The sequence below is a fragment of the Shewanella sp. BC20 genome (genome assembly GCF_003129585.1).
Lineage (GTDB): Bacteria > Pseudomonadota > Gammaproteobacteria > Enterobacterales > Shewanellaceae > Shewanella > Shewanella seohaensis.
The window spans coordinates 179,792-203,788 of sequence record NZ_NHRI01000003.1 but is presented as its reverse complement, the minus strand read 5'-3'; the positions used below and the strand labels follow the sequence as shown (position 1 = coordinate 203,788).

The following is a 23,997-nucleotide window of genomic DNA, read 5'->3' as shown; positions in this document are numbered from 1 at the left end:
GTTAACAATTCAGTTGCTGCAAAATGTGCTGATAGGCCGCCACAATTTGTGGTTTGTTGGGCATGCGATGCTCAGGAATACGCTGATAATGGCCGATCGTTTGGTCAAGATAACGCTTGGCCTGACGGGTTTTATCTGCATCTAACCCTTGCCACATGATTGAACCCGTCGCACTTAAGGGCACAACAGCTTCAGCTGTTTTTGAGCTGGCATTCGTCTTTGAGCAGGCATTGGCCTGCGTTAAATGCAGTATCTCGTAGAAACGTTGGTTTTCTTCGAGTAAATATTCATCTTTAAGGGATAAGCCCAATTCTGCCAACGTGCTGCGTACATGGTAATTATGATGCACGGGACACAAAATAAATTCGAGCTGGCGGGCGCCTTGACTAAGGTTATGATTACTCGAATCATTTCCACTGTGAGCATCACTTTGACTTTGCTGATTCGCCACAATACTGCGAACCAATTCAACCAATAACTCACCACCGACACCAGCAATAATTACTAAGTGCTTGGCTTGCTTGCCGTATTGCGCCAGTGGCAAGGCTGCCACATCGAGGCAATGCACTTGCCATTCACTTTGGGCATGGGTGGTTTGCTCAGTTGCGGTTTGCTCAGTTGCGTTTTGAGTGTTTGAGATAGGCTGCTGGGGGAAAAACCTTGCTAACTCAAGGCTGAGTTGCTGCATCAAGGGCGCGACACAATCGACAAAATGCACTTTAGGCGCGGCATTTCTTTGCAGTAACAGCATGCCGAGTAAACCATGATCGCAGCAGCAGTCCCAAATATGATCGTATCCTTGCTCTACCATCTGATTGATCTGCTGTAATCGCTGACTGATTTTCACCGCTGACGCCTCAAAAATCGCGCCCATACATGCTTGAGCGCCATAAAGCCGCGCATTCTACCCGAGTCAGCGGTTAAAACCCATCTCTTTAGGTTTGACTATCAGGCTGCCAGCCTCTAGGCCGCACCGGTGAATACGTATGCAAAGCATTGCGAGCAAAAACCCATCGCCACTAGTATGCATTGACCCATATTCACTATAAAAACAAGGATCAGGGAATGTTCAGCAATCCTCTTACCCACGCACGCCACATCAACTCGCCAACGCGAAATCGCCGCCATTGGGCCGCCAGCCTATTCACGCCTAGCTTGCTCGCACTCAGCATTGGCAGCCTGCTCAGCACCAGTGCCACAGCACAGACCCTCAACCTAAGCTCCCCCGATAAGCAAATAGTCTTGAGTCTGAGCGATGATACGGGCCGCCCCGAATACCAAGTCCATTTTCATGGCAAATCGATTATCGAACCGAGCCGCTTAGGGTTAGTCTTTGCCTCATTGGGCGAATTAGGCCAAGGTCTTCGCATCAAATCGAGCCACACCGCCAGCGCCGATGAAAAATGGCAGCAACCTTGGGGTGAACAAGAGTGGATAAAGGATCAACACAATCAACTGAGCGTGGTATTAACCGACGGTAAAATCGACTTAAACCTCGAGTTTAAAGCCTTTGACGATGGCATCGGCTTTCGTTATCACTTAGCGGCCCAAAACGCGTTGCCGAACAATACGCCGCTTGCCATTACCGATGAACTCACCGAATTTAATATTGGCCAGAGTGATAAGGCTACCGCCTGGTGGATCCCTTCTCGGGGATGGAACCGCTACGAATATCTGTATCGCACCAGCGCGCTCAATCAGGTCGACCGAGCCCACACCCCTTTTACCTTTAAACTGATCGATGGCACCCATTTGAGCATTCACGAGGCGGCGTTAGTTGATTTTGCCTCGATGACCCTAGATCAACAGCGTGATGGTAAGCTCAAGGCCGATCTCACTCCTTGGTCAGATGGTATTCGGGTTAAAACCCAAGCGGGCTTTTATACCCCATGGCGCACGATTCAAATCGCCGACAAGGCCACGGGGCTGCTTAATTCTCACCTTATACTCAACCTGAATGAACCCAATAAACTGGGGGATGTCTCTTGGGTTAAACCGGGCAAATATGTCGGTATTTGGTGGGGGATGCACCTCAATGAAAACACTTGGGGCTCGGGCCCAACACACGGCGCAACCACCAGCGAAACAGAGCGCTATATGGATTTCGCCGCCAAGTATCAGTTTGATGGCGTCTTGGTCGAAGGTTGGAACCAAGGTTGGGATGGCGATTGGTTCCATAATGGCGATCAATTCAGTTTTACCAAGGCCTACGATGATTTCGATTTACCCGCCATTACCGCCTACGGCGCCAAAAAAGGCGTGCGCCTGATTGGTCACCATGAGACCGCAGGCTCAGTGACCCATTATCGTAATCAAATGGATGATGCCTTCGCCCTGTATGAAAAACATGGCGTGACCCAAGTCAAAACTGGTTACGTGGCAGACGGCGGACAAATCAAACGCATCGATGAAAACGGCATCACCCGTCACGAATGGCACGATGGACAGTTTATGGTTGGTGAATATCTGCACAGTGTAACCGAAGCCGCAAAGCACCATATCAGCATCAACAGCCATGAGCCGATTAAAGATACCGGGCTTCGTCGTACTTATCCAAACTGGCTTGCCCGCGAAGGCGCACGCGGACAGGAATACAATGCCTGGGGCAGCCCACCAAATAGCCCAGAACACACTGCCATGCTGCCCTTTACCCGCATGCTGGCAGGGCCAATGGACTTTACACCGGGGATTTTTGATTTGGCGCCTAAAGGATTAGATGCCGAAAACCGCGTGCAAACCACCTTGATGAAGCAGCTCGCCCTGTATGTGGTGCTCTATAGCCCAATCCAAATGGCCGCCGACTTGCCGCGCAATTACCAAAAACATCTAGATGCTTTTCAGTTTATCCGCGATGTTCCTACAGACTGGTATCAAAGTATCGCATTGGCTGGCGAAGTGGGTGATTATGTGGTGTTTGCCCGTCAGGCCAAGGATCAACAGGATTGGTACTTAGGCGCGCTGACCGATGAAAATGCCCGTCAGGTTAAAGTCAAACTGGATTTCCTCGACCCAAACAAACGCTATCAAGCACAGATTTACCGTGATGGCACTAAAGCCGACTGGAAAACCAATCCCTATGATTATGTAATTGAAACTAAAGAGGTTAGCGCCAAGGATAGCCTGACATTACAATTAGCCAGCAGTGGCGGCACAGCGATCCGCTTTAAAGCGCTGTAACGACAAGCACTAACATGAACGCTTAAAAAAACCGAGCAATAGTCACTATTGCGACAGTGACTATTGCAACCACAATCCTAGCGACATTAGTCATTACAATAGTCACCGAGAATCCCGTCTTGGTGACTATTTTTTTTATTGAGCCCCTTCGTTACATGTTTAAGTTACTTGCTTGAGTTGCTTAAATTTGAGTTACAGCGCCTAACAACCATTGGTGGATTGCATGTGAGCTGTACCACTGCCCTCCACTACTGAGTCACACTCAACACGGATGCAAATTGCCTTAAGTTAGCTTAAGCTAAACTCCCCCAATGCTTAATGGTGACGACCTTGCGATACACGGCTAATGAACTCGAAATGCGCAGTTTTAAGCGTTTCGAGACCCAATTTGCCCACTTAGGCTTTAATCATTTTCAAGCCATTGCCCCACTACGTCCTTGGGTGCAGCGTTATTTTCATTTGCATGTCGCAGCGGATTTACCACAGCCAATCGAACAATGCTTCTATCCTGACGGCGGCACAAGCCTGCATTTCTATTTACCATCACCCAGCACTGGCGATACGCCTTTAGTGTATTTTTACTCGGGACAGCAGCGGCATTATCACAGCTTCGCACCGGGTACCGAGCAAATTACGGTGCGTTTTCAGCCCAGTGGCGCCTTCCATTTACTGGGTGTTGAGCTTGCCGCTATTCGCGTCGATACGACAACAAACGTTATCGATGTGACCCAGTGGCCTATCGTTGGTTTAACGGCGCTCTTATACCAACTCGTCGACACACCACAGCCTAGCGAGCGTATCGCCCTCGTGGAACACTGGCTATTGCAACGAGCTAAGCAATTAGGCTTAAGCTTATCGACGCGAATGAGTCTAGTCCCCGCAACCTTACCTCGACTCATCCACACCCAAGCCAATTTAGACACGTTTTACGGGCAACTCCCCATGAGTCGGCGCCAATTTGAACGTAAATTTAAGCAGGAAACGGGTTTATCGCCCGCGCAATTATTGCAGCTGAATCGAGTCAAAATCGCCCGCAACTTATTGACCCAATCGCCATCCCTTAGTCTCGCGCAGGTGGCCTTCGATTGTGGATTTTACGATCAAGCCCATCTACACCAGCATTTTTTGCGGGTAATGCAGCAAACACCGGGGCAATATAAAAAACGCAAGATGTCGCAAATCTCCAATAAAACGCCCGATTAAGCCCTTAGATTGAAGCCTCAACTTACAGGAGGCTTTATGTCAGAACGAATTCCACGCCAACAGATTTACCAACTCCAACCCGAACTCGCCAAAGCACTTATTAGCCTAGATAAAGCGACCGCTGACTCGGCGTTTTCACCATTATTGGTACATTTAGTCAAGCTTAGGGCATCGCAGCTCAATGGCTGCGCGTTTTGTCAGCGAATGCACGCCGAGGAGGCGCGCCACGACGGTGAAACCCAGCGGCGTTTAGATTTACTGGCCGCTTGGCACGAAGTGGATGATCTCTTTGATGCACGGGAGCAAGCAGCGCTGCGCTGGACCGAAACCTTAACCCGCGTCGCCCAATCGCCGGTGCACGACAGTGAATATGCCGCACTCACCGAGCATTATTCTGAGAAAGAAATTGTCGATCTCACCAGCCTCATCATCGCCATTAATGGTTGGAACCGCATCGCGATCGCCTTCCATTTACAACCCATCTAGCGGCAGATAAATCGACAAATAAACAGGGCACCGAATCGGGTGCCCTGCTTGTTGATATCACTGTGTCGTTCGTATCGCTATGTCGTTAGTTTAAGGTCAACGCGACAATTTTAAGTGGATGATTATCATCGAATGACGGGAAATCCTCATGGGGATCGAGCCAAGTGTGCTCAGTCACACCTCGGCCTTGTTTTTCAACGCAGCGTACTAGGCTATCAAACCAATCTTGTCGGTCTACTTTGGCGACATTATTGCAACACACTATTGTGCCACCCGCCTTGGTTGATAATAACGCAGGCTTAAATAACCCTTGGTAATCATTAACTAAATCGACAATTCCGAAGGCACTCTTGGCATAACGAGGAGGATCGAGGAACACCAGATCAAACTGGGTTTGCGGCAATTTGGGGTAACTCGGCAATTTTTGATTACGACGTCCGCCCACATTTAAACCAGCTAATTGGCGCAGGGCCGGAAACGCATCGCTCTGCACAAATTCACATACCTCTGACACTTGGTTTAACTCGGCATTGGTTCGCCCTGCGGCGAGTGCAAAGGAGGAAAAGTCAACATTCACAACCCGTTCTGCGCCGCCCATGGCAGCTGCGGTTCCGATACCACAGGTATAAGAAAACAAATTCAGCACGGTTTTATCTTGGCTGTGTGCCCGCACATATTCACGACCAATACGCATATCAAGAAATAGCAGCGGATCCTGTCCTTCGTGGCGCAGCTTAGTGGTGAATTTGATCCCATTTTCCTGCATCACCAACTCCGCACAGGCAATATCATCCAGTTCAGGGCTTAATGCATTGAGCACGCGGGAATGACCAGCAGAGCGATCGTTATACACCACAGGCAGAGCCACTTCTTGGGTGAGCACTTCCACTATTTCAGCTAATTCCGCCGCAGTTAAGGTTTGGTGAAAACTCTGCACTAACCAATTATCGCCGTAGCGATCGACATTCAAGCCACTGACACCTTCGACTGTGCCATGGAACACCCGAAAACAATCGGTATGGTCTTGTTCTGCTTGTTGTAAAAAATCATGGCGCTTGGCCAGAGCCGTCGATAACAGCGTTTGAATAGACATAAAAAGCGGGACTCATACAGCGGAAACCTGCGTAAGGTTTCGAGGGCAAAACGGCATAATATCAAACTAGGCCGCAGAATATCGGATAAATTCACCCTGCCTGTGCGAAAAAATGGCCTTTAGCCTCTTGGCTCGCCGCGATTGTTAGTTCGTTTTTTAGCTTTGGTCGTTACCGCTAAATGCATGCTCAGACTAATTTATACCTTCCGTTTCGGTGCAATTCAGCGAGTCCACTTTGGATAAGGCTAACGCAGGCTGAGGGATCTTCTAATGGCAGCAGATGTCCATAGCGCTTATCTTCTAAAAACACTGTGTCTGGCGCGAGCTGTTGCCAGCGCTGCCAAGTCGCTTCAGAAAAGAAAACTGACGGTTTCCCTCTGATGGCGACGCAGGGAAGCTTTAGCTGCTGCAATATCGATAATACATTCGGCGGTTGAGTGTAATTATGCGCTTCCCACTGTTTAGGAAACTTCAACGTGAACTGTCCATCAGTGTTTTGATAAACCCCGAATTGGGCTAAGGCGGTAAACGCCTCATCATCAAAGCGTTTGTATAGCTTACTCATTTTGCAATATTCAAGAAAATGCTCACGGCTTTCCCACATATCGCGCTTCTTTAAGGTATTTTTTGCGGGCGCAGTAAAATTCATTAGTGATTTAGGCATTAACTTGGCAAACCAAGCGATAGAGCGCGATACCATTGCGGGTTCAATAAGGACCAATGCCTTAAACAAATCGGGTCTTTTGCTGGCGGCAAGAATAGTACTGGTTGCTCCCATCGAATGGCCTATGCCCACAATTGGCGCACTGCAATGTCGTTCAATATGCGAGATCAAATCATCGGCATATAGCTGCCAATCTCGGCGCTTAGGCGGCAAACCAACATCGGGCCATGTCGGTCTTAACTCGAGTGCACTCAGGCTGAATGCTGGCTGCAACTTGGCTAATAAGGGCGCATAAACACCCAATGGAAACCCATTAGCATGGTAAAAATGTGCACCTTCACCAGTGTCAGAAAAGGTTTTAAAAACCTTTGCCTGTTGTAACTCATTGCAAATTTGATCCATCAAATCCTTCTTATCGCGTTCCACTGTGCTAGTTAAGCGGGATGAAATTACCCAATCTCAGCATTTGGCACCTTTCGCTAAAGCGACGAAATCTAGCGATGAAATCTAGCCTGCCGATATCAGCCTCTATGACAAACTTAAAGGCCATTAAATCACTTCAATCAACTGCTCTAAACCAGTAGCGGCTCGAGTGGGGACAAACTCCACCACCTCAAATTCGGCCACCTCTTCGATATAGAAGGGGTCGAGTTTGACAATGGCTTCAAGCTCGGCGCGATTATCCGCTTTGGCAAGGATCACTCCACCCGTGCGGGGAACCTTACGGCCAGAGGCGATAAAGGTGCCCTTGGCATAATATTCATCGAGATAGGCAATATGGGCCGCCAAATGCAGTTCCACATCGGCCAGCGGTTTTTTGTAGGTTAAGGTGATAACAAACATAGCGTTCCTCAAAGGCGTAATACCAAGCCAGAATGAATACTCAATTGCTCTTGCCACACACTTCAATGGCGGCAAGTCGCCAATAGTCAGTAAAGTCTGGCGACATAGTGATGCATTATGCTTTCGCTATCAATAGCCTAGGGCGTGTTGATTAAGCTGAAAGATGATCCATGTACTTACCTACCGTTTTTAGTGGATTGAATGCATAGCCCCCCATCACAACGCGAGTGACCCATGGAGCAAGGTTCTGAACTCCCCCCAGCGATGTGAGAACTGGATAAATCGAGGGTTTAAACCCATCCACGCCTCACGTAAAATCCACACACTATTGGTTACAGGGCTGTTTCACCAGAGTTATCAAGGAATGATGAATACGTATGTAAGCGGTTGTGCGTCAATTGGCGCTGCGGCTACTATAAATTCGCTAGTTTCACCCTCTGCTTGTGGGGTTGAACACTGTGAGGTCGTTTCTGGTGGTTGCCTTTGAGGATAGCTGTCAGGCTTAGGTTCTTTTCTGCTATTGAGCATTTGCATCATTGAGTATGAAAATGAATTTATTGGCGAATATGCTTCTGAGGGAGAGGTATATTCGCCATTTTTTCACCCACACGGCCAAGCGGTGATGCAGGTTTGGGAAGCTAGCACAACACGCGTAAAACTGAGCAAAGGCCATTGAATAGGCCACACATTATAACGATAAATGACTCAAGGCAGCCCCGCTGCCCGCTACTGAAGGGAAGTTGCATGTCCGCGGATCAACAAACGGTTACCCCATTAGAGAATTTCTCGCCCAAGGTGGCGCAGCGCGCCGTGCATAGGGTGCAACCCGAGCTGAATTTCTGGCAAATCTTCAATATGTGCTTTGGCTTTTTAGGGATCCAATTCGGCTTTGCGCTGCAAAATGCCAACGTCAGCCGCATTTTCCAAACCCTTGGCGCCTCTATCGATGATATTCCTATCCTGTGGATTGCCGCACCGTTAACGGGTCTGCTGGTTCAACCTATTATTGGTTATCTGAGCGATAACACTTGGGGGCGTTTAGGTCGCCGCCGGCCGTATTTTTTAATCGGCGCCATTTGTACGACTCTCGCGATTTTTGTGATGCCGCATTCCCCAACATTGTGGATTGCCGCGGGCATGCTGTGGATTATGGATGCCTCAATCAATATCGCCATGGAACCCTTCCGTGCCTTTGTGGGGGATAATTTACCTCCCAAGCAGCGCACCCAAGGCTATGCCATGCAAAGCTTTTTTATTGGCATCGGCGCGGTTGTGGCCTCGGCCCTGCCCTATATTCTCAGTAACTTCTTTGCTGTCGCCAATACCGCGCCCGCGGGCGAAATTGCCGATTCGGTGCGTTATGCCTTCTATTTTGGTGGCGCCGTGCTGTTTCTTAGCGTGGCTTGGACTGTTGTGTCCACCAAAGAATATTCCCCCGACGAACTCGCCGCCTTCCATGGCAATGCTGACGCAGGCATAGATGAGCAACAACATCGCACTCGCACCCACAAGAATTATCAATTTGCCGCAATCGTTTGGATGGCCGTAGGCGCACTGCTGACGCTTGCGGTGTGGACACAGGATTTAGATAAGCAGCTGTATATTTTAACCTTAGGGATTTTTGCCTTTGGCCCATTGCAACTTTACTGCGCCCTACGTTTAGGCAAATCTACGCCCTCACAGCGCGCGCAACTGGGCATTGTCTTTAATGTGGTCGATGATTTATTCCATATGCCTAAGGCCATGCATCAGTTGGCTATAGTGCAGTTTTTCTCTTGGTTCGCGCTCTTTGCGATGTGGATTTACACCACCTCAGCGGTGACGTCCTACCATTTTGGCAGCAGCGATGTGTTATCTAAGGCCTATAACGATGGCGCCGATTGGGTGGGCGTACTGTTCGCCTCCTACAATGGATTTTCGGCCATTGCGGCTCTGTTTATCCCACTGCTTGCTAAACGTATCGGCATCAAACTGACCCACACCTTTAATATGTTCTGCGGCGGTTTTGGGTTGATCAGTTTCTATTTTATCAAAGATCCCAGTCTGTTATGGCTACCCATGATTGGCGTGGGTATCGCCTGGGCCTCGATTCTCTCCGTGCCCTACGCCATGTTATCTGGCGCCTTACCGCCGAAAAAGATGGGCGTGTATATGGGGATTTTTAACTTCTTTATCGTGATCCCACAGCTGCTCGCAGCCAGTGTTTTAGGCTTAATTCTTAATGGATTATTTGATGGTCAGCCCATCTATGCCCTTATCACTGGCGGAGTCCTGATGCTCTGCGCCGGGGTTGCCGTGCTCTTTGTTGAGCAACCGAATACTCAGCACACTCAAGCGTAAATCGCAGATCCTACAACTCGGCACCCTTGGCGTTTGGGCAACTAAACGCCAAGACGTATGGCCACATAGCTTACAACAAGAATAAATCGCAATTAGCACCATCTATTGATTGGGGAGATTTTGAAGAATATGGCATCGACAACAGTACCTTCGCAGCAGGCTCGCAGCTTTTCAGACCGCTGTAACTTAAGCCGTAAGCCGATTGCGCTCGCAATTGCCGCAAGCCTTATCGGCGTTGCCAGTTTAACGGGCTGCTCACCCTCGGCCCCCAATGCAGATACATCAACACAAACCGTCACCAAAGCCACCGACGCACAGATTGCTCCCGGCGCCCCCGGCAAAGCCCCAACCTGGGCGTTCTCTGGCAAAACCGGTATCGGTACTTCCTATGAGCCTTATACTCAGGGGCAATACCAAGATAGTGCGCAAAATCCCATTAGCCGAGTGTGGTTCTCCGTCGCACAGGGGATTTTAACCGAGACCATGTACGGCCTTATTCACAACGCTCAGCTCAAAGAGTTGCAATTTGTGATCACAGGCAATGGCTTTGTCGATACCGAAAAAGACAACACGATCAGCAGCATTGAATACTTAGATACCGACGCTAATGGTCGCCCACAATCCTTGGCCTATAAGATTATCAATCGCGATGTTGAAGGTAAGTATCAGATAGAAAAACATATCTTTACCGATCCCGACCGCGATACGCTGATGATGCGCGTGACGTTTACCGCCTTTGAAGCAGGCATCACACCGCATTTATACGTTAACCCCCATATCGATAATGCGGGCGCGAATGATATTGGCAGAATCGATCATCAAGCCCTTATCGCTCGCACCGCCGATCCCCACAGCAGCGTAATGACGGTTAAATCGGATATCGATTTTGCGCAGGCGACTACGGGCTTTGTCGGTGTATCCGACGGTTTGGCCGATTTAGCCGATAACGGCAAGCTTGATACGCTGTATCAGGCCACCAGCAACGCCGAAAAGCCTACTCAAGGCAACATTGCTTTTACCGCCAGTTATCCTGCACTCCAAGCTAATCAACCTCTTAATGTGAATTTGGCGATTGGTTTTGGCCAGGATGAAGCCAGCAGTTTAGCCAATGCCAACGCCAGTTTAACGGCGGGGTATGACAAAGTGCTGAGCCAATACAACGCCGGTTGGCACAGTTATTTACAATCGCTACCCGCGATGCCTGATATGGCGCAAAGCACCACAGATAATGGCAAGCTGTTGTATACCAGTGCCATGGTACTCAAGGCGCAGGAAGATAAAACCTACGCGGGCGCCCTTATCGCGTCGCTTTCTAACCCTTGGGGCGATACCGTCCCTGCTGTCACACCGAGTACAGGCTACAAGGCCGTTTGGCCCCGTGACTTTTACCAGTGCGCCATGGCATTTCTCGCCATGGGCGATACCCAAACGCCTAAAGTCGCCTTTGAGTACCTTAAAAAGGTGCAAGTGAGTGACAAAACTCCAGGCTATAGCGGCACGCCCGGTTGGTTCTTACAAAAGACCCATGTGGATGGCCAAATCGAATGGGTGGGCGTACAGCTCGACCAAACGGCGATGCCGATCATGCTCGGCTGGAAACTCTGGCAGGCAGGCGTACTCAGCCAAGCGGAACTGAACCATTGGTATCAAGAGATGCTAAAAGCCGCGGCGGACTTTTTAGTCAGCGGCGGCGAGGTGAATCTTGACTGGAATCACACGCAAATTACGCCACCGAAAACCCAACAAGAACGTTGGGAAGAACAAGCCGGTTATTCGCCCTCCACCACGGCCGCAGTGATCGCAGGTTTAGTGGCTGCGAGTGATATTGCCAAGGCAGTAAACGATAGCGATGCCAGTCAGCGTTATCTCGCAACCGCCAAAACGCTTAATCAACAACTTGAAAAACACTTAGTGACGACCCAAGGTTTGCTTACCGATAGCCAAGGCATTAAGGCGCCTTATTATCTGCGATTAAGCCCCAACGGTGAGCCAAACACCGCCGAGCAACTCGCCGCTAATAATGGTCGTGCGGGATTAGATCAACGTCAGATCCTCGATGGCGGCTTTTTAGAGTTGGTGCGATACGGAGTACGTGGCGCCACCGATAAGCTGATTAATCAAAGCCTAGCGCTGGTGGATAACACTGAGCTTGAGGACAATTTACGCCTCAAATACAACTTTACTGCAAAAGATGGCAGCAGCGTTCCCGGCTTTAGACGTTACGGTAACGATGGCTACGGTGAAGATACCCTCACTGGCGCAAACTACGCCGAATCGGGCAGTAATAGCGACAACCAACGCGGCCGCGTCTGGCCCTTCTTCACCGGCGAGCGAGGCCATTTTGAATTGGCCCTCGCCAGCGCTAAGGGAGAGCTAACGGGTGCTCACGCGCAGCAAACCAAACAGCAGCTTATCAATACCTATGTGCAAGGGATGGAAACCTTTGCCAACGCGGGGCTAATGCTCCCCGAGCAAGCATGGGACGGTGTGGGTAACGCCACACGTTACCAATATCAACTCGGCCAAGGCACTAACTCCGCCACCCCGCTCGCCTGGACCCACGCTGAATACATTAAGCTGGTACGTTCAATGAGCGATGGTCGAGTCTGGGATAACTACCCTATCGTCCCAGAAGCGTTGAAATAGTTTTTAAGGCTGATACCAATGAATAAAGCCCGCAAAACCTCAGTTTTGCGGGCTTTATGATCACAAGCGGCATTTCATTCAGCACCGAATTAATTCCTTCAATTCGCCCACATCATCCATCTGTGCACAGTTGAGGTATTCTCTGATTTTTACGTGAATACTTGTTTTTATTGCAGTTGTTTAAATAAAAAATTGACTTACAGAAGCTGGCTCAAATGTTAATCTATTTGCGATTTTGTTAATTTGTCGAGAAATGGAGTTTTGATGAAACATTTAAAAACCGCAATCAAATGGATTTTGCTCACGCTATTCTTGGTGCCAGTGAGTCTTTATCTGATCCTTGTCGCCATCAACATGAAAGATAGCCCAGCTTCAGAGCAGGCCAAAGCCTACCTAGATGAAATTCAAAAAAGTGATAAGGCATTAGCGAATAACCAAGCTCAGAATGCCTATCTCTATGCGCTGGGCTTTGATGTGAATAGTGGCGCCTCACCGATGGATGCCGGCATTTCTCGACTCAAAACCATACAACAGCTTGGCATTTTGGAGCGTTCCCCAGCGCTAAACACAACGCGTATAGATAAACCGCAAACACCATTCAACGAGTGCATTAATCGTGATGACTTTTTGTCCAGTTGTCTCCCTGTACTGACAGAACAAACACCTTTTGACGAACTCATCGCAACAAACGCCGAATTAATCGCGCGATATAAAACATTAATTCAGTTAGATACTTGGCAAGAAGGCAGCCAGTTTAATGTCTTTTTGTCTTCTCCGTCACTTTCACATCTGCTCACGGCACAAAAACTCTACTTCATCGATTTACTGGCTCACGCTCAAACCATGTCTGCGCAGCAGATTCCCGATGTGATCAATCAAGATATGTTGTTTTGGCAACGCGTAGCCGCCAACACCCATGTGCTGCTAATAAAAACCGTTAGTCAAAACGGCATCACAACAAATATGAAATTTGGCGAATTAGTCTTGAAGCAATTACCACACGCTCAACTCAACAGCGCTATTCCCGTTAGCTGGCAAATGCCTATTCCGTCAGTGGTGATGTCGTTTGATAGCACGAAAGCGGGTGAATGGTATTACTTTACAGGCATGACCAAAGCATTACAGACAATTGATGATGAAGATATCACCACAACAGTGACGAAATGGTTACTGACGCCGTTAATGCAACCTCAAGACACAGCGAATCGCTACGCGGCAATTTTAGATGGTACAACACCTCTGCAAGATTGCCCCGCCCATTTGTCTATCGCTGTCGTCGGCCAGTTTATGTATAACCCGCTAGGTAAATTTGTCCTCTGCTCTAGCATTCCACCATTAGACCGCTATCAACAAGGTTTGAATGAGCTTGAGCCACAAAGAGCCCAACTCATCACTAGACTGCTGTAGGCCTGTGGCTTAGGGTTGTGGTTGCACGCTTTTTTGGGCGTATTCCTGAGGCGTGCAACCAAATAGGGCTTTAAATGCTGCACTAAAGCTACTGACACTCAAATACCCCTGACTATGGGCTACGCTTGTTGTGCTCTCCCCTTGGGTTAACCGCTCAAGGGAGTTGAGTAATCGGTACCTCTGGCGCCATTGTCTATAGGTCTGTCCAGTTTCGGCTTTAAAGAGTCGTTCTATGGTTCTGATACTCGCCCCAGCGCCTTGGGCTAATTCGGCCAAGGTATATTCCGCCTGCGGTTTTTTGATCAACAGTTGGATCACTCGGCCAAGACGCGGATCCGAGCCCGCATTCAAATAGGTGTTCACACTGTCGAGTGCATCTAGCTCGTCAATGGCACTTAAACCCAAGCGGAAATACTTTGCGGGTTCCATCGAGGTGCTTTCACATAGCTTCAGCACCATTTCGCGCATTAGCGGCGTCATAGTAACCATCACCACCTGCGTATCCTGCACTCTAGCGCGATAACTGGGATCGATATACAAGTTGCGAAGATGGGCATGGGTTTCACAGTTAATTTGATGCTGGCAATCACTGGGGAGCCACACGGCATGGGTCGATGGCACCACCCAAACCGCATTGTCGCTCTGTACCCGTAAAATCCCTTTTGCCGCCCAAAGTAACTGCCCCCGAGGGTGAGAATGGGGTTCGACGCCCATTTCGGCCTCGAGATTGCGCGCATTACTCAATACGGGACGATTTGGGTCTAACGTGAACGCAAATTGGCTGGGCGCCAACATTGTCGCTTTAGAAATAACATCTGACACATTACCACCTTAAAACGCCATATCAACTGGGCTATCTTAGGTCGCAATATCAATGCCCGCAATATTAAGGTGATCCCTATGGGTAAGTTAAGTATTAAAAAATGGCTGATCTTTAGCGCCATGTTCGTCGCCGTTTTGTTGGCCATGTTTCCACTCAAGCAGCACCCGGCCCTTTTTTCCTACAGCGCATCGGTCGTACTCATTACCCTGCTATTTTGGAGCACGGGTTTTATTCCGCCCTTTATGGCGGGGCTGATCTTTTTTGCCTTGGCCACCATTTTCAAGCTGATCGATCCCAGTGCGTTGTTCTCGGGATTCGGTTCGGCGGCGGTGTGGTTAATTATCTCCGGCTTTGTGATTGGTAGCGCCATTTCAGAATCGGGATTGAGTCGCCGCCTCGCCGCCCTTATCGCCCCCGCGTTAACCATGAGTTATCCACGCATGATTGCAGGACTGGTCATCAGCGCGATGTTACTGGGATTTGTGATGCCATCCTCCGTTGGGCGCGCGGTTGTGATGCTGCCCATCGGCATGGCCTTGGCCGAGCAACTCGGGTTTAGCCGCGGCAGTAATGGTAGAATAGGCATAGCCATCGCCCTAGCACTCGCCTGTAATATGCCAAGCCTTGCGGTACTGCCCGCCAATATTCCCAATATGATTTTGGCTGGTGCGAGCGAAAATCTGTTTAACGTGCATTTTGGCTATGCAGAATATCTGTTTCTGCACTTTCCGATTTTGGGTCTACTCAAATCGGCCATCATAGTGGCACTCGTGGTGTATTTGTTTCCGGCCAAGATAGATAAAACCCAGATGGCAGCAGCGACGGATATCGAAGCGTATGATGTGGTCAAGCAAGTTAAACTCGGGGTGTTACTCATCATCACCCTGTTATTTTGGATAACTGACTCATGGCATGGGATCAATCCTGCATGGGTGGGGCTAACGACCGCCATTATCCTTTTGCTACCGAAATGGGGCATTATTGAACCAAAGCGTTTTAATCAGTCAGTTGATTTTTCAACGGTTATCTTTGTTGCCGCCGCACTCGGACTAGGCGTCTTAGTCAATCAATCTGGGCTTGGCAGCGAACTCGGCCAAGTATTCAGTCAATACCTTCCCTTGTCACAAGGCGCCTCCTTCCTCAACTTTATGTCCTTATCACTGATATCGACTTTAACCGGGTTAGTGGCAACCGTGCCTGGCGTGCCCACGGTATTAACCCCAATGGCTGCCGACTTAGCGAATGCGACAGGGTTTTCTCTCCCTGCAGTATTGATGACCCAAGTGATCGGCTTTTCGACGGTGATTTTCCCCTATCAAGCGCCGCCGCTGATTTTGGCGATGCAATTGTCTCAAGAGTCCCTCGCCCATCTGCTGAAAGTCACCTTACCCTTAGCGCTGATCACCTTACTAGTGCTGATGCCGCTGGACTACCTCTGGTGGCAGTTATTAGGCTGGATAAGCTAAGCCTTTGAGGTATAGGAAAATAACCCTAGTTTTATGAGCCAAACGAGACTCTAAATTGCGGCAAAGGAGTGCCGCAACCAACTTAGCGGACAACCCCATGCGTTAACATTAGTGAATTAGAAGGTTGTGACCTAAAGTCATCCCCACGTCGTGCTTACTATTCCTTTGCATCTGATTGTGCGACCTCAACGTTTGCCTGTCGTCTTACTCAACACACTTTCGACAAGTCATCAAAATACGCTATACTGTTTTTATATACAGTATTTTGATTTTCATTATGCATATGCTCACACAAACACAGTATCCACTTTTTAGCTCCTCCGTTGCGGCTGGATTTCCTTCTCCTGCCCATGATTACATTGAGCATTCACTCGATCTCAATGAACTTTGTATTAAACACCCCACAGCAACATTTTTTGTGAAGGTACAGGGAGACTCAATGGTCGATGCGGGCATTTCGAGTGGCGACATATTAGTGGTGGACAGAGCATTACAGGCTACGCACGGTGATATTGTGGTCGCATCCGTCGATGGTGAGTTTACCGTTAAACAATTGCAGTTACGTCCAATAGTGCAATTAATACCCCGTAATCCGGCATTTAAAGCCATTAACATCCACCATGATTCCGAGCTAAACCTATTTGGTGTTGTCACCTGTGTGGTGAAGAAATTCAAATGACTGCAACGCTATTTGCCCTCGTCGATTGCAATAACTTCTACGCTTCCTGCGAACGCTTGTTTCGCCCCGATCTTCAAGGCAAACCCATTGTTGTGCTTTCCAATAACGATGGTTGCGTAGTTGCACGCTCAGCAGAGGCGAAACAATTAGGCGTCAAAATGGCCGTCCCCGTGTATCAGGTGATGGACATGATCCGCGCCCATAATATAGCGGTATTTTCCTCCAACTATGCACTTTATGCCGATATTTCAAATCGAGTGATGACCACTCTCGAGCACATGGTGCCAAGGGTAGAAGTCTACTCAATTGATGAGGCTTTTTTAGATTTGTCTCGGCTCGATAGATGCCAAGATATCACTCAGTTAGCCGCGGATATTCGCCAACGGATCCAACAATGGATTGGGATCAGTGTCTGTGTTGGCATAGGTCCTAGTAAAACCTTAGCCAAACTCGCCAATTATGCCGCTAAAAAATATCCCATGACTCAAGGTGTTGTCGATTTACGCACGACGGAACGCCAACGGCGATTAATGGCCTTGACGCCAATTGATGAGGTATGGGGGATTGGCCGAAAAATTGCGCAACGTTTAAAGCTTATGGGTATACATACCGCCCTACAGCTTGCCGATGCCCCACCTAAGCTCATCCGAGACAGCTTCTCGGTCACAGTCGAACGAACGGTGCATGAGCTAAACGGTATTGCCTGTGATGATATTCAACAGGTCGTCGCAACAAAACAGCAAATCGTCAGTTCTCGCTCTTTTGGTGAACGCATTACCCAGTTCACGGCAATGCAGCAGGCCATCAATGATTACACCTGTCGAGCCTGCGAAAAACTGCGTGTTGAGGGTCAATTTGCACGTACCCTATCCGTATTTATTCGGACCAGTTATTTCACTGAACATCAACCCCAGTACAGTCAGGTGCTCACAGGCAATTTAACTTATCCCAGTGACGATACCCGCGATTTTATCGCATTAGCGCAGCGGCTCTTGTCTAGGCTTTGGCGTGAAGGATATGCCTATGCCAAGGCGGGCGTCATGCTGGGGGATTTTTATGCGCCAGGTGTGTTTCAACTAGGATTATTTGATGAAGTCAAACCACAGCCAAAAAGTAGAGCCTTAATGAACCTACTGGATAGCGTTAATCACAGCGGTAAAGCCAAGATCCAATTTGCTGGTCAAGGACTTAATGCAGATTGGAGCATGAAGCGTAACCAACTCTCCCCCCGCTACACCACACAGTGGGCACACATTCCGACAGTAAAATAAGCCATAGTATGCAAACACGCTATTTGCTTACCTGTTAAGGTTTGTTAAATCCCTAAAGCTGCGGCAATAATGCGCTATTTTTCAACAGTTAATAAGATACTTCCAATCCGCCACTTTTATCCCAACTTGATTCAGCTCACAGAATCTAAAACTCAATCAAACTAAAGACCTAGGATACAAATTGACATTGTAAAGACAATGTTTCGTTACATTGAGATACAACTGCGCCATAGCGCATAGCATGCCGCCATTCTTTATTTCCCCTACCGCTTAATTAGGCCCTTCGCCTTTACAAACGCAACACCTAGGCAGCATGCGAGCAACAATTAAGCTGTTGATATTAAAGTTGTTAATGATAATTTTCCGACTATGGAGGGCAGTTGCAAATAAATATAAGCCGTGATGAAACCCTTCCTGATCGTCATGGCATTGTTAAGGGAATGAAAATATGACTACGCAAACAACCGTGGCGCGTGCGGTTCGTTTTAGTTTACTCGCTTTGGTCTCCGCCTCGGTGACACCGCAAGTATTTGCCGCCGATGAAGCGGCCGTTATTGATGATAAAGTGGAGCGTATTGAGGTCACGGGTTCACGTATTAAACGTACCGATCTTGAAAATGCCTCGCCTATCGTGGTGGTGAGTGCCGCAGATATCGAAAAAGGCGGCTTTAACTCAGTGCAAGACGTGTTAGGCAACCTGTCGCAAAACTCCGGTGGTTCGATGACTCAGCAGGAGGTGCACGGCTTTACCCCAGCAGCATCGGCCGTCAACCTGCGTGGTGTGGGCGCCGGACGTGTACTGACGCTGATCAACGGTAAACGTGTACCTAAATATCCCTTTGGCGCCGGTGGCACCGACAGCTTTGTCGATACCGCCAACATTCCGTTAGGGGCGATTGAGCGTATTGAAATTTTAACCACGGGTGCCTCGGCCATTTACGGATCCGATGCGATGGGCGGTGTAATCAACATCATCTTGAAAAAAGACGTTGAACAAAGCACCTTCAAATACCGTCACTCAGATACCTTCGATGGCGGCCTGCAGAACAACCAGTTCTCCTTTATGACGGGCGTCAGCAGCGATAAAGCAAACCTGACTTTCTTCGCCGAATATGAAGATCGCCAAGCATTAAAAGCCTCAGATCGCCCTGAATGGGGCACAGATATTATACCGGGTAACTATTATGCTGGTTACAGCTCCTATGGCGCCAACCTTGTGGATAGCAATGGCAAATTACTCAAGAGCTTAAGCGCCGCCGAATGTGATGCGCGCGGCTATGTGATGATGTCCAATGGCAAATGTGGTTTCGATCGCTCCGCACAGCGCGACTTTTCGCCTGAGCAAAAGCGTTACTCCACCATGATTAACCTCACCAAAGACTTAAACGACAATCATCAGCTGTATTCGCGCCTCGATTACACCCATGCCTCGACCTACACAGAAATTGAATCGGCCACTGTGGGCGACGATTTTATGTTTAACGTGTCGGGCGATAACGTCACTATCGTCGATGAGCTCAATGGCTTATCCCAAGTGTTCGATAAAAATACCGCCTTCGGCGGAGATTTTGCCGGCGCGGCCGATGGGGACTATTACTACACTCGCCGTATGTCTGAGTTAGGTCCACGCACCTCTGATTTTGAGACCAATAACTTCTCCTTCTTATTAGGCAGCAAAGGTTACCTCACGGATACTATCGAGTACGACACCTCGTGGTCGATTGCGCGCCAAACGGTAGATTCCACCACCGCAGGTTCACCCACCTACCAAAGCATGTGGAATTACCTCACCGCGGGCACAAACGGCAATTCGCTACTGGATGTGATTTCACCGGACGATGCCGCAATGCTGGATTTCCAAGGTGGCAAGAAGGGGCAATCCACCCTGTCGAGCTTTAACGCGGGGATCAGTGGCGAAGCCTTTGAATTACCAGCAGGTACAGTGGCTTATGCCGTGGGCGTCGAATACGGTAAAGAATGGTTCTACGACAAGTCCGATAGCTTCACCAGCAATGGTGGCGTGATTGGTAAAGGCGGCAGCAGCGCTCAAGGTGAACGTGAGCAATATGCTGGTTATGCCGAAGTCGCCGTGCCCGTGATTGAAAACCTCACCGTCACCCTAGCGGGCCGTTACGACTACTATGACGATTTATCCGATGTCGGCGGTCAATTCAGCCCACAAGTCGCAGTCGAGTATCGCCCGATTGATAATCTGTTGTTACGCGGTCTGTATGCAGAAACCTTCCGAGCGCCAGACATGCAGCGCTTATTTGGTGAACCAACGGCAGCCTATAGTACAGTCATCGACACTCCAACCTGTGAGGCCGCGGGTGGCACGGGCCCAGCGTGTGAGAAGATTGACTCACTGCCAATTACTATCGGTGCAAACCCAGAACTTGAAGCGGAAACCGGTAAAAACTATAACCTCGGTATGGTGTGGGATTATAACGATCTCAATTTAACCTTGGACTACTGGATTGTTGAAATCGATAACCTAGTCAATAGCCCAAGCGCCCAGTATATCTTGGATCACTCTGACGCCTTCGCCGATAAGATTTTCCGCGATGCAAGCGGCAAGTTAATTCAAGTGAATACTCAGGCCATCAACATGTCATCCCAAGAAACTTCGGGTATCGACTTCTCGGTGGGCTATCGCTATGAGACTTCAGGTTATGGCGATGTCACAGCCCGCTTAGAAGGCACCTATTTGCTGAAGTGGGAGGAACAATTAACCCCAGATTCTGAGCCTTTAGATCTGATCGATGGTGACGGCTCTGCCCCGCAAATCCGCGGTAACTTAAATCTGGGTTGGAACTACGATGACTTCGCTACCAACCTGCTGATCAAGTACACCGACAGCATGAATGGCCAGCGTAAAGAGGCATTCATTAACAATGGCTTGGCGGATAAATATGCCGTCACTATCGACAGCCATGTCGAAGTAAACTGGGCCGCCAGCTATATGTTAACCGATGCGATTAAGTTCTCCGGCGGGATTAATAATATCTTCGATGCAGGCCCTGAGATTGATGAAACCCAAAACTCTTGGCCGCATTACCCACGTTCTTACTACAACGTTGTTGGACGTGAATATTATTTAGCGGTAGAGATGAACTTCTAATCAACCTCATGTTTTGATTAGCATTGCTTCCTAAAACACAAAGCCGAGCAACTGCTCGGCTTTTATCTATTGGCTTCACATACTCAGTTACGCGTAGGTATCAATCGATTCGCCTTGACTCGCCTCACGGGCGCGCTCCTTGGCGGACTCACTCACCTCCTCCACCTTGGCTGGCGCAGGCTGAGCGGGTAACGCAGTGGGTGAATACGAACGGTTGGCGGCATAGCTATGCGCTAACATTGGGCTGCTTGCACTGATGTTCATAGCGATCCCCTTGTCGATTTAGGCTCAATGCTCAGGTTCAATACTTAGGCTAGAAGCCAATACTTAAGTGACGCTTAAGCACTTGCGCTGAAAAATCCTTTGCCATTGGCTGCAATTGATGACCGCACAATACGATAACCCCCTTGTGGCATCTAACGCACAATGCCACAATGCGAGCAAAATCAATGCGTGCCAACGGCGCCCCTCGATAGGAGCATCATCTTGACCCTTTTTGGTATTAAAAATTGCGATACAGTGCGTAAAGCACGTAAATGGATTGAAACCCATCAACTTTCGGTCAACTTCCATGACTTTAGGGAGGATGGATTAGCAGAAAAGGATCTTCAGCATTGGTGTCAAATTGCAGGATGGGAAACCGTCTTTAACAAACGCAGTACCAGTTTTCGCGCCTTGAGTGATGCAGATAAGGCCAATATCGACCAAGCCAAAGCCATTCAACTGATGCTCACTCACCCGACGCTGATCAAGCGCCCAGTGCTGGTTGTGGGTGAACAAGTGCTGGTGGGCTTTAACGAAGCCGAATATAAGAAGGTCTTTACCCTATGACGCACGCTTCGAACACCCACCCTGTTACCGAACTGACTAAAGAGTTAATCGCCCGTCCTTCGGTCACCCCACTGGATGAAGGCTGCCAAACCCTGATGGCCGAACGTCTGGCCGCCATTGGCTTTAATATTGAGCCCATGGTCTTTGAAGACACCACCAATATGTGGGCGCGTCGCGGTAATGCAGGCCCAGTATTTTGTTTTGCTGGCCATACCGATGTAGTGCCCGCAGGCGATTTAAGCCGCTGGCATACCCCACCTTTTGAGCCAACCATTATTGACGGTTACCTCTATGGCCGCGGCGCCGCTGACATGAAAGGCTCGCTGGCGGCGATGATCGTCGCGACCGAACGTTTTGTGGCTAAGCACCCAAATCATCCCGGCTCGATTGCGTTTTTGATCACCAGCGATGAAGAAGGCCCCTTTATCAATGGCACCACACGGGTTATCGACACCCTAGAAGCCCGTAATGAAAAAATCACTTGGGCGCTGGTGGGCGAACCCTCATCGACCCTAAAACTCGGTGATGTGGTCAAAAATGGGCGCCGTGGCAGCCTGACCGCCAACTTGACCGTTAAGGGCATTCAGGGCCATGTGGCCTATCCACACCTTGCGGATAACCCAATCCACAAAGCCGCGCCGTTTTTAGCCGAGTTAAGCCAAACCCATTGGGATAATGGCAACGAATTCTTCCCGCCCACCAGCATGCAAATCGCCAATATTAATGGCGGCACGGGCGCATCGAACGTGATCCCAGGCACCCTTCAGGTGATGTTTAACTTCCGTTATTCGACCGAAGTGACCGCCGAGATATTAATCGAGCGCGTGGAGGCCCTATTAACCGCCCACGAACTGGATTATGACATCAGCTGGACCTTCAACGGTCTGCCATTTTTAACCGGCGAAGGCCCACTGTTAGACGCGACTCGCCATGCTATACGTCAGATCACTGGCTATGATACCGATCCGCAAACCACGGGCGGCACCTCTGATGGACGCTTTATTGCACCAACGGGCGCCAAAGTGTTGGAACTCGGTCCAGTGAACGCCACTATCCATAAAGTGAACGAGTGCGTGAAAATCGACGATCTCGAGCAGTTAGCCCTGTGCTACGAAGTGATTTTGGAACAGTTACTGTGTTAAACGCCACGCCACGCTTAACCAACACCGCCCAGCTTTATGGGATAGAGAGTGGGGTCACAAGCGGTTTAGACACGGGCTTACATACCGACTTATCCGCTGATTTTACACAAGAGTCAGCGGATAAGCTGAAGCTAGTCGAACTGCTGAGTCCCCATCACCCGAGCGAAACACGCTTCATGCTGGAGGCTCAAACTGCCCTCGCCTTTAAAGCGATGGCGGACAGCGCCGCCAAAGATGGGATAGCCCTCGCGATTTGCTCGGCCTATCGGCCTTTTGATCGGCAACTCGCCATTTGGAACGCCAAGGCCAGCGGTAAGCGTGTTGTGCTGGATATCAACGAGCAGCCCGTGGATATCAGTCCACTGAGCGATGATGCATTAGTCGATTTGATTTTGCTCTGGTCGGCACTGCCAGGCGCGTCACGCCATCACTGGGGCACGGATATCGATGTGTTTGATGCCAAGCAAATCGAGGTAAAATCCCTGCGATTAGTGGAAGCGGAATACACTGATGGCGGCCCTTGTGCCCACTTGCACCAGTGGCTACTCCAGCACGCCAAGGATTTTGGGTTTTATTTTCCTTTTCAGCGCGGTAAAAGCGCCGTCAGCGCCGAGCCTTGGCATATCAGCTATTTTCCCGTGTCTCAAACCCTGTTACCCCAATTTGAGGTGCAGGCCTTAGCGCAGGTTATCCAGCACAGCGATATGTTGCTTAAAGAAGCGGTGCTCGCCCGCTTACCTGTGCTTGTGGCGGAATATGTACATCGAATTGCAAAGCCTTAAGGTGTCGCCATTCGCACAACTTG

The 23,997-nt window shown here is 49.3% G+C and carries 19 protein-coding genes; 13 read left to right on the top strand and 6 right to left on the bottom strand.

The window, feature by feature from the left end; translation table 11 throughout:
- Window position 1: 1 nt before the first annotated feature.
- Complete coding sequence (locus tag CBX96_RS05120) at window positions 2-847, bottom strand: tRNA (adenine(22)-N(1))-methyltransferase TrmK (protein ID WP_109286033.1); 846 nt, start codon at window positions 845-847, stop codon at window positions 2-4.
- A gap of 218 nt (window positions 848-1,065) precedes the next feature.
- On the opposite strand from CBX96_RS05120, the gene CBX96_RS05115 reads away from it, so the two are divergent.
- From CBX96_RS05115 to CBX96_RS05105, 3 genes are all read left to right on the top strand, one after another.
- Entirely contained in the window at window positions 1,066-3,177 is a 2,112-nt protein-coding gene (locus CBX96_RS05115) for a glycoside hydrolase family 97 protein (RefSeq protein ID WP_109285948.1), read from the top strand.
- 318 nt (window positions 3,178-3,495) lie between these two features.
- The gene (locus CBX96_RS05110) at window positions 3,496-4,380 is read left to right on the top strand and encodes a helix-turn-helix domain-containing protein (protein ID WP_109285947.1); all 885 of its coding nucleotides are present in this window, start codon (window positions 3,496-3,498) and stop codon (window positions 4,378-4,380) included.
- A 36-nt stretch (window positions 4,381-4,416) separates the two neighbouring features.
- The gene (locus tag CBX96_RS05105) at window positions 4,417-4,866 is read left to right on the top strand and encodes a carboxymuconolactone decarboxylase family protein (protein WP_109285946.1); all 450 of its coding nucleotides are present in this window, start codon (window positions 4,417-4,419) and stop codon (window positions 4,864-4,866) included.
- Window positions 4,867-4,951: 85 nt separating this feature from the next.
- On the opposite strand, the gene CBX96_RS05100 is transcribed toward CBX96_RS05105, so the two are convergent.
- From CBX96_RS05100 to CBX96_RS05090, 3 genes are all read right to left on the bottom strand, one after another.
- Window positions 4,952-5,959 carry a class I SAM-dependent rRNA methyltransferase gene (locus tag CBX96_RS05100; protein WP_109285945.1) on the bottom strand — a complete coding sequence of 336 codons (1,008 nt, stop codon included), beginning with the start codon at window positions 5,957-5,959 and terminating at the stop codon, window positions 4,952-4,954.
- Between the two features lie 187 nt (window positions 5,960-6,146).
- Complete coding sequence (locus CBX96_RS05095) at window positions 6,147-7,025, bottom strand: alpha/beta fold hydrolase (RefSeq protein ID WP_109285944.1); 879 nt, start codon at window positions 7,023-7,025, stop codon at window positions 6,147-6,149.
- 147 nt (window positions 7,026-7,172) lie between these two features.
- A complete protein-coding gene (locus CBX96_RS05090) occupies window positions 7,173-7,466 on the bottom strand; it encodes a YciI family protein (RefSeq protein ID WP_109285943.1) in 294 nt (97 codons plus the stop codon).
- A 744-nt stretch (window positions 7,467-8,210) separates the two neighbouring features.
- Here CBX96_RS05090 and CBX96_RS05085 point away from each other — a divergent pair.
- From CBX96_RS05085 to CBX96_RS05075, 3 genes are all read left to right on the top strand, one after another.
- Window positions 8,211-9,806, top strand: coding sequence for an MFS transporter (locus CBX96_RS05085; protein ID WP_109285942.1), 1,596 nt, complete (start codon window positions 8,211-8,213; stop codon window positions 9,804-9,806).
- Between the two features lie 129 nt (window positions 9,807-9,935).
- Window positions 9,936-12,452, top strand: a complete 2,517-nt coding sequence (locus CBX96_RS05080; protein WP_109285941.1) for a glucan 1,4-alpha-glucosidase — start codon at window positions 9,936-9,938, stop codon at window positions 12,450-12,452.
- Between the two features lie 264 nt (window positions 12,453-12,716).
- Window positions 12,717-13,859 (top strand): hypothetical protein, encoded by a 1,143-nt coding sequence (locus CBX96_RS05075; protein WP_109285940.1) that lies wholly within the window; start codon window positions 12,717-12,719, stop codon window positions 13,857-13,859.
- Between the two features lie 9 nt (window positions 13,860-13,868).
- On the opposite strand, the gene CBX96_RS05070 is transcribed toward CBX96_RS05075, so the two are convergent.
- Window positions 13,869-14,681, bottom strand: coding sequence for a helix-turn-helix domain-containing protein (locus tag CBX96_RS05070; RefSeq protein ID WP_109285939.1), 813 nt, complete (start codon window positions 14,679-14,681; stop codon window positions 13,869-13,871).
- 78 nt (window positions 14,682-14,759) lie between these two features.
- Between CBX96_RS05070 and CBX96_RS05065 the strand changes: the two genes are divergently transcribed.
- The 4 genes from CBX96_RS05065 to CBX96_RS05050 all read left to right on the top strand — a co-directional run bounded on the left by CBX96_RS05065 (window position 14,760) and on the right by CBX96_RS05050 (window position 21,219).
- Window positions 14,760-16,148 (top strand): SLC13 family permease, encoded by a 1,389-nt coding sequence (locus CBX96_RS05065; RefSeq protein ID WP_109285938.1) that lies wholly within the window; start codon window positions 14,760-14,762, stop codon window positions 16,146-16,148.
- Between the two features lie 277 nt (window positions 16,149-16,425).
- Window positions 16,426-16,827, top strand: a complete 402-nt coding sequence (umuD, locus tag CBX96_RS05060) for a translesion error-prone DNA polymerase V autoproteolytic subunit (RefSeq protein ID WP_109285937.1) — start codon at window positions 16,426-16,428, stop codon at window positions 16,825-16,827.
- On the top strand, window positions 16,824-18,098 hold the full coding sequence (gene umuC, locus CBX96_RS05055) for a translesion error-prone DNA polymerase V subunit UmuC (protein ID WP_109285936.1): 1,275 nt from the start codon (window positions 16,824-16,826) through the stop codon (window positions 18,096-18,098). The genes umuD and umuC overlap by 4 nt, the downstream gene beginning before the upstream one ends.
- Before the next feature lie 448 nt (window positions 18,099-18,546).
- Complete coding sequence (locus tag CBX96_RS05050) at window positions 18,547-21,219, top strand: TonB-dependent siderophore receptor (RefSeq protein ID WP_109285935.1); 2,673 nt, start codon at window positions 18,547-18,549, stop codon at window positions 21,217-21,219.
- Window positions 21,220-21,306: 87 nt separating this feature from the next.
- On the opposite strand, the gene CBX96_RS21540 is transcribed toward CBX96_RS05050, so the two are convergent.
- The gene (locus CBX96_RS21540) at window positions 21,307-21,483 is read right to left on the bottom strand and encodes a hypothetical protein (RefSeq protein WP_181382142.1); all 177 of its coding nucleotides are present in this window, start codon (window positions 21,481-21,483) and stop codon (window positions 21,307-21,309) included.
- Between the two features lie 162 nt (window positions 21,484-21,645).
- On the opposite strand from CBX96_RS21540, the gene CBX96_RS05045 reads away from it, so the two are divergent.
- From CBX96_RS05045 to CBX96_RS05035, 3 genes are read left to right on the top strand one after another with little or no spacing between them, the layout of a single operon-like run.
- Window positions 21,646-22,050 carry an ArsC family reductase gene (locus CBX96_RS05045; protein WP_109285934.1) on the top strand — a complete coding sequence of 135 codons (405 nt, stop codon included), beginning with the start codon at window positions 21,646-21,648 and terminating at the stop codon, window positions 22,048-22,050.
- Entirely contained in the window at window positions 22,047-23,192 is a 1,146-nt protein-coding gene (dapE, locus tag CBX96_RS05040; RefSeq protein ID WP_109285933.1) for a succinyl-diaminopimelate desuccinylase, read from the top strand. The genes CBX96_RS05045 and dapE overlap by 4 nt, the downstream gene beginning before the upstream one ends.
- Window positions 23,186-23,974, top strand: coding sequence for a M15 family metallopeptidase (locus tag CBX96_RS05035; RefSeq protein ID WP_109285932.1), 789 nt, complete (start codon window positions 23,186-23,188; stop codon window positions 23,972-23,974). Before dapE ends, CBX96_RS05035 begins: the two co-directional genes overlap by 7 nt.
- The last annotated feature ends 23 nt before the right edge of the window (window positions 23,975-23,997 follow it).

Coding starts and splice junctions, on each gene's coding strand:
- CBX96_RS05115 (WP_109285948.1), top strand. CDS start 1,066: ATGTTCAGCAATCCTCTTACCCACGCACGCCACATCAACTCGCCAACG.
- CBX96_RS05110 (WP_109285947.1), top strand. CDS start 3,496: ATGGTGACGACCTTGCGATACACGGCTAATGAACTCGAAATGCGCAGT.
- CBX96_RS05105 (WP_109285946.1), top strand. CDS start 4,417: ATGTCAGAACGAATTCCACGCCAACAGATTTACCAACTCCAACCCGAA.
- CBX96_RS05100 (WP_109285945.1), bottom strand. CDS start 5,959: ATGTCTATTCAAACGCTGTTATCGACGGCTCTGGCCAAGCGCCATGAT.
- CBX96_RS05095 (WP_109285944.1), bottom strand. CDS start 7,025: ATGGATCAAATTTGCAATGAGTTACAACAGGCAAAGGTTTTTAAAACC.
- CBX96_RS05090 (WP_109285943.1), bottom strand. CDS start 7,466: ATGTTTGTTATCACCTTAACCTACAAAAAACCGCTGGCCGATGTGGAA.
- CBX96_RS05085 (WP_109285942.1), top strand. CDS start 8,211: ATGTCCGCGGATCAACAAACGGTTACCCCATTAGAGAATTTCTCGCCC.
- CBX96_RS05080 (WP_109285941.1), top strand. CDS start 9,936: ATGGCATCGACAACAGTACCTTCGCAGCAGGCTCGCAGCTTTTCAGAC.
- CBX96_RS05075 (WP_109285940.1), top strand. CDS start 12,717: ATGAAACATTTAAAAACCGCAATCAAATGGATTTTGCTCACGCTATTC.
- CBX96_RS05065 (WP_109285938.1), top strand. CDS start 14,760: ATGGGTAAGTTAAGTATTAAAAAATGGCTGATCTTTAGCGCCATGTTC.
- umuD (WP_109285937.1), top strand. CDS start 16,426: ATGCATATGCTCACACAAACACAGTATCCACTTTTTAGCTCCTCCGTT.
- umuC (WP_109285936.1), top strand. CDS start 16,824: ATGACTGCAACGCTATTTGCCCTCGTCGATTGCAATAACTTCTACGCT.
- CBX96_RS05050 (WP_109285935.1), top strand. CDS start 18,547: ATGACTACGCAAACAACCGTGGCGCGTGCGGTTCGTTTTAGTTTACTC.
- CBX96_RS21540 (WP_181382142.1), bottom strand. CDS start 21,483: ATGAACATCAGTGCAAGCAGCCCAATGTTAGCGCATAGCTATGCCGCC.
- CBX96_RS05045 (WP_109285934.1), top strand. CDS start 21,646: ATGCCACAATGCGAGCAAAATCAATGCGTGCCAACGGCGCCCCTCGAT.
- dapE (WP_109285933.1), top strand. CDS start 22,047: ATGACGCACGCTTCGAACACCCACCCTGTTACCGAACTGACTAAAGAG.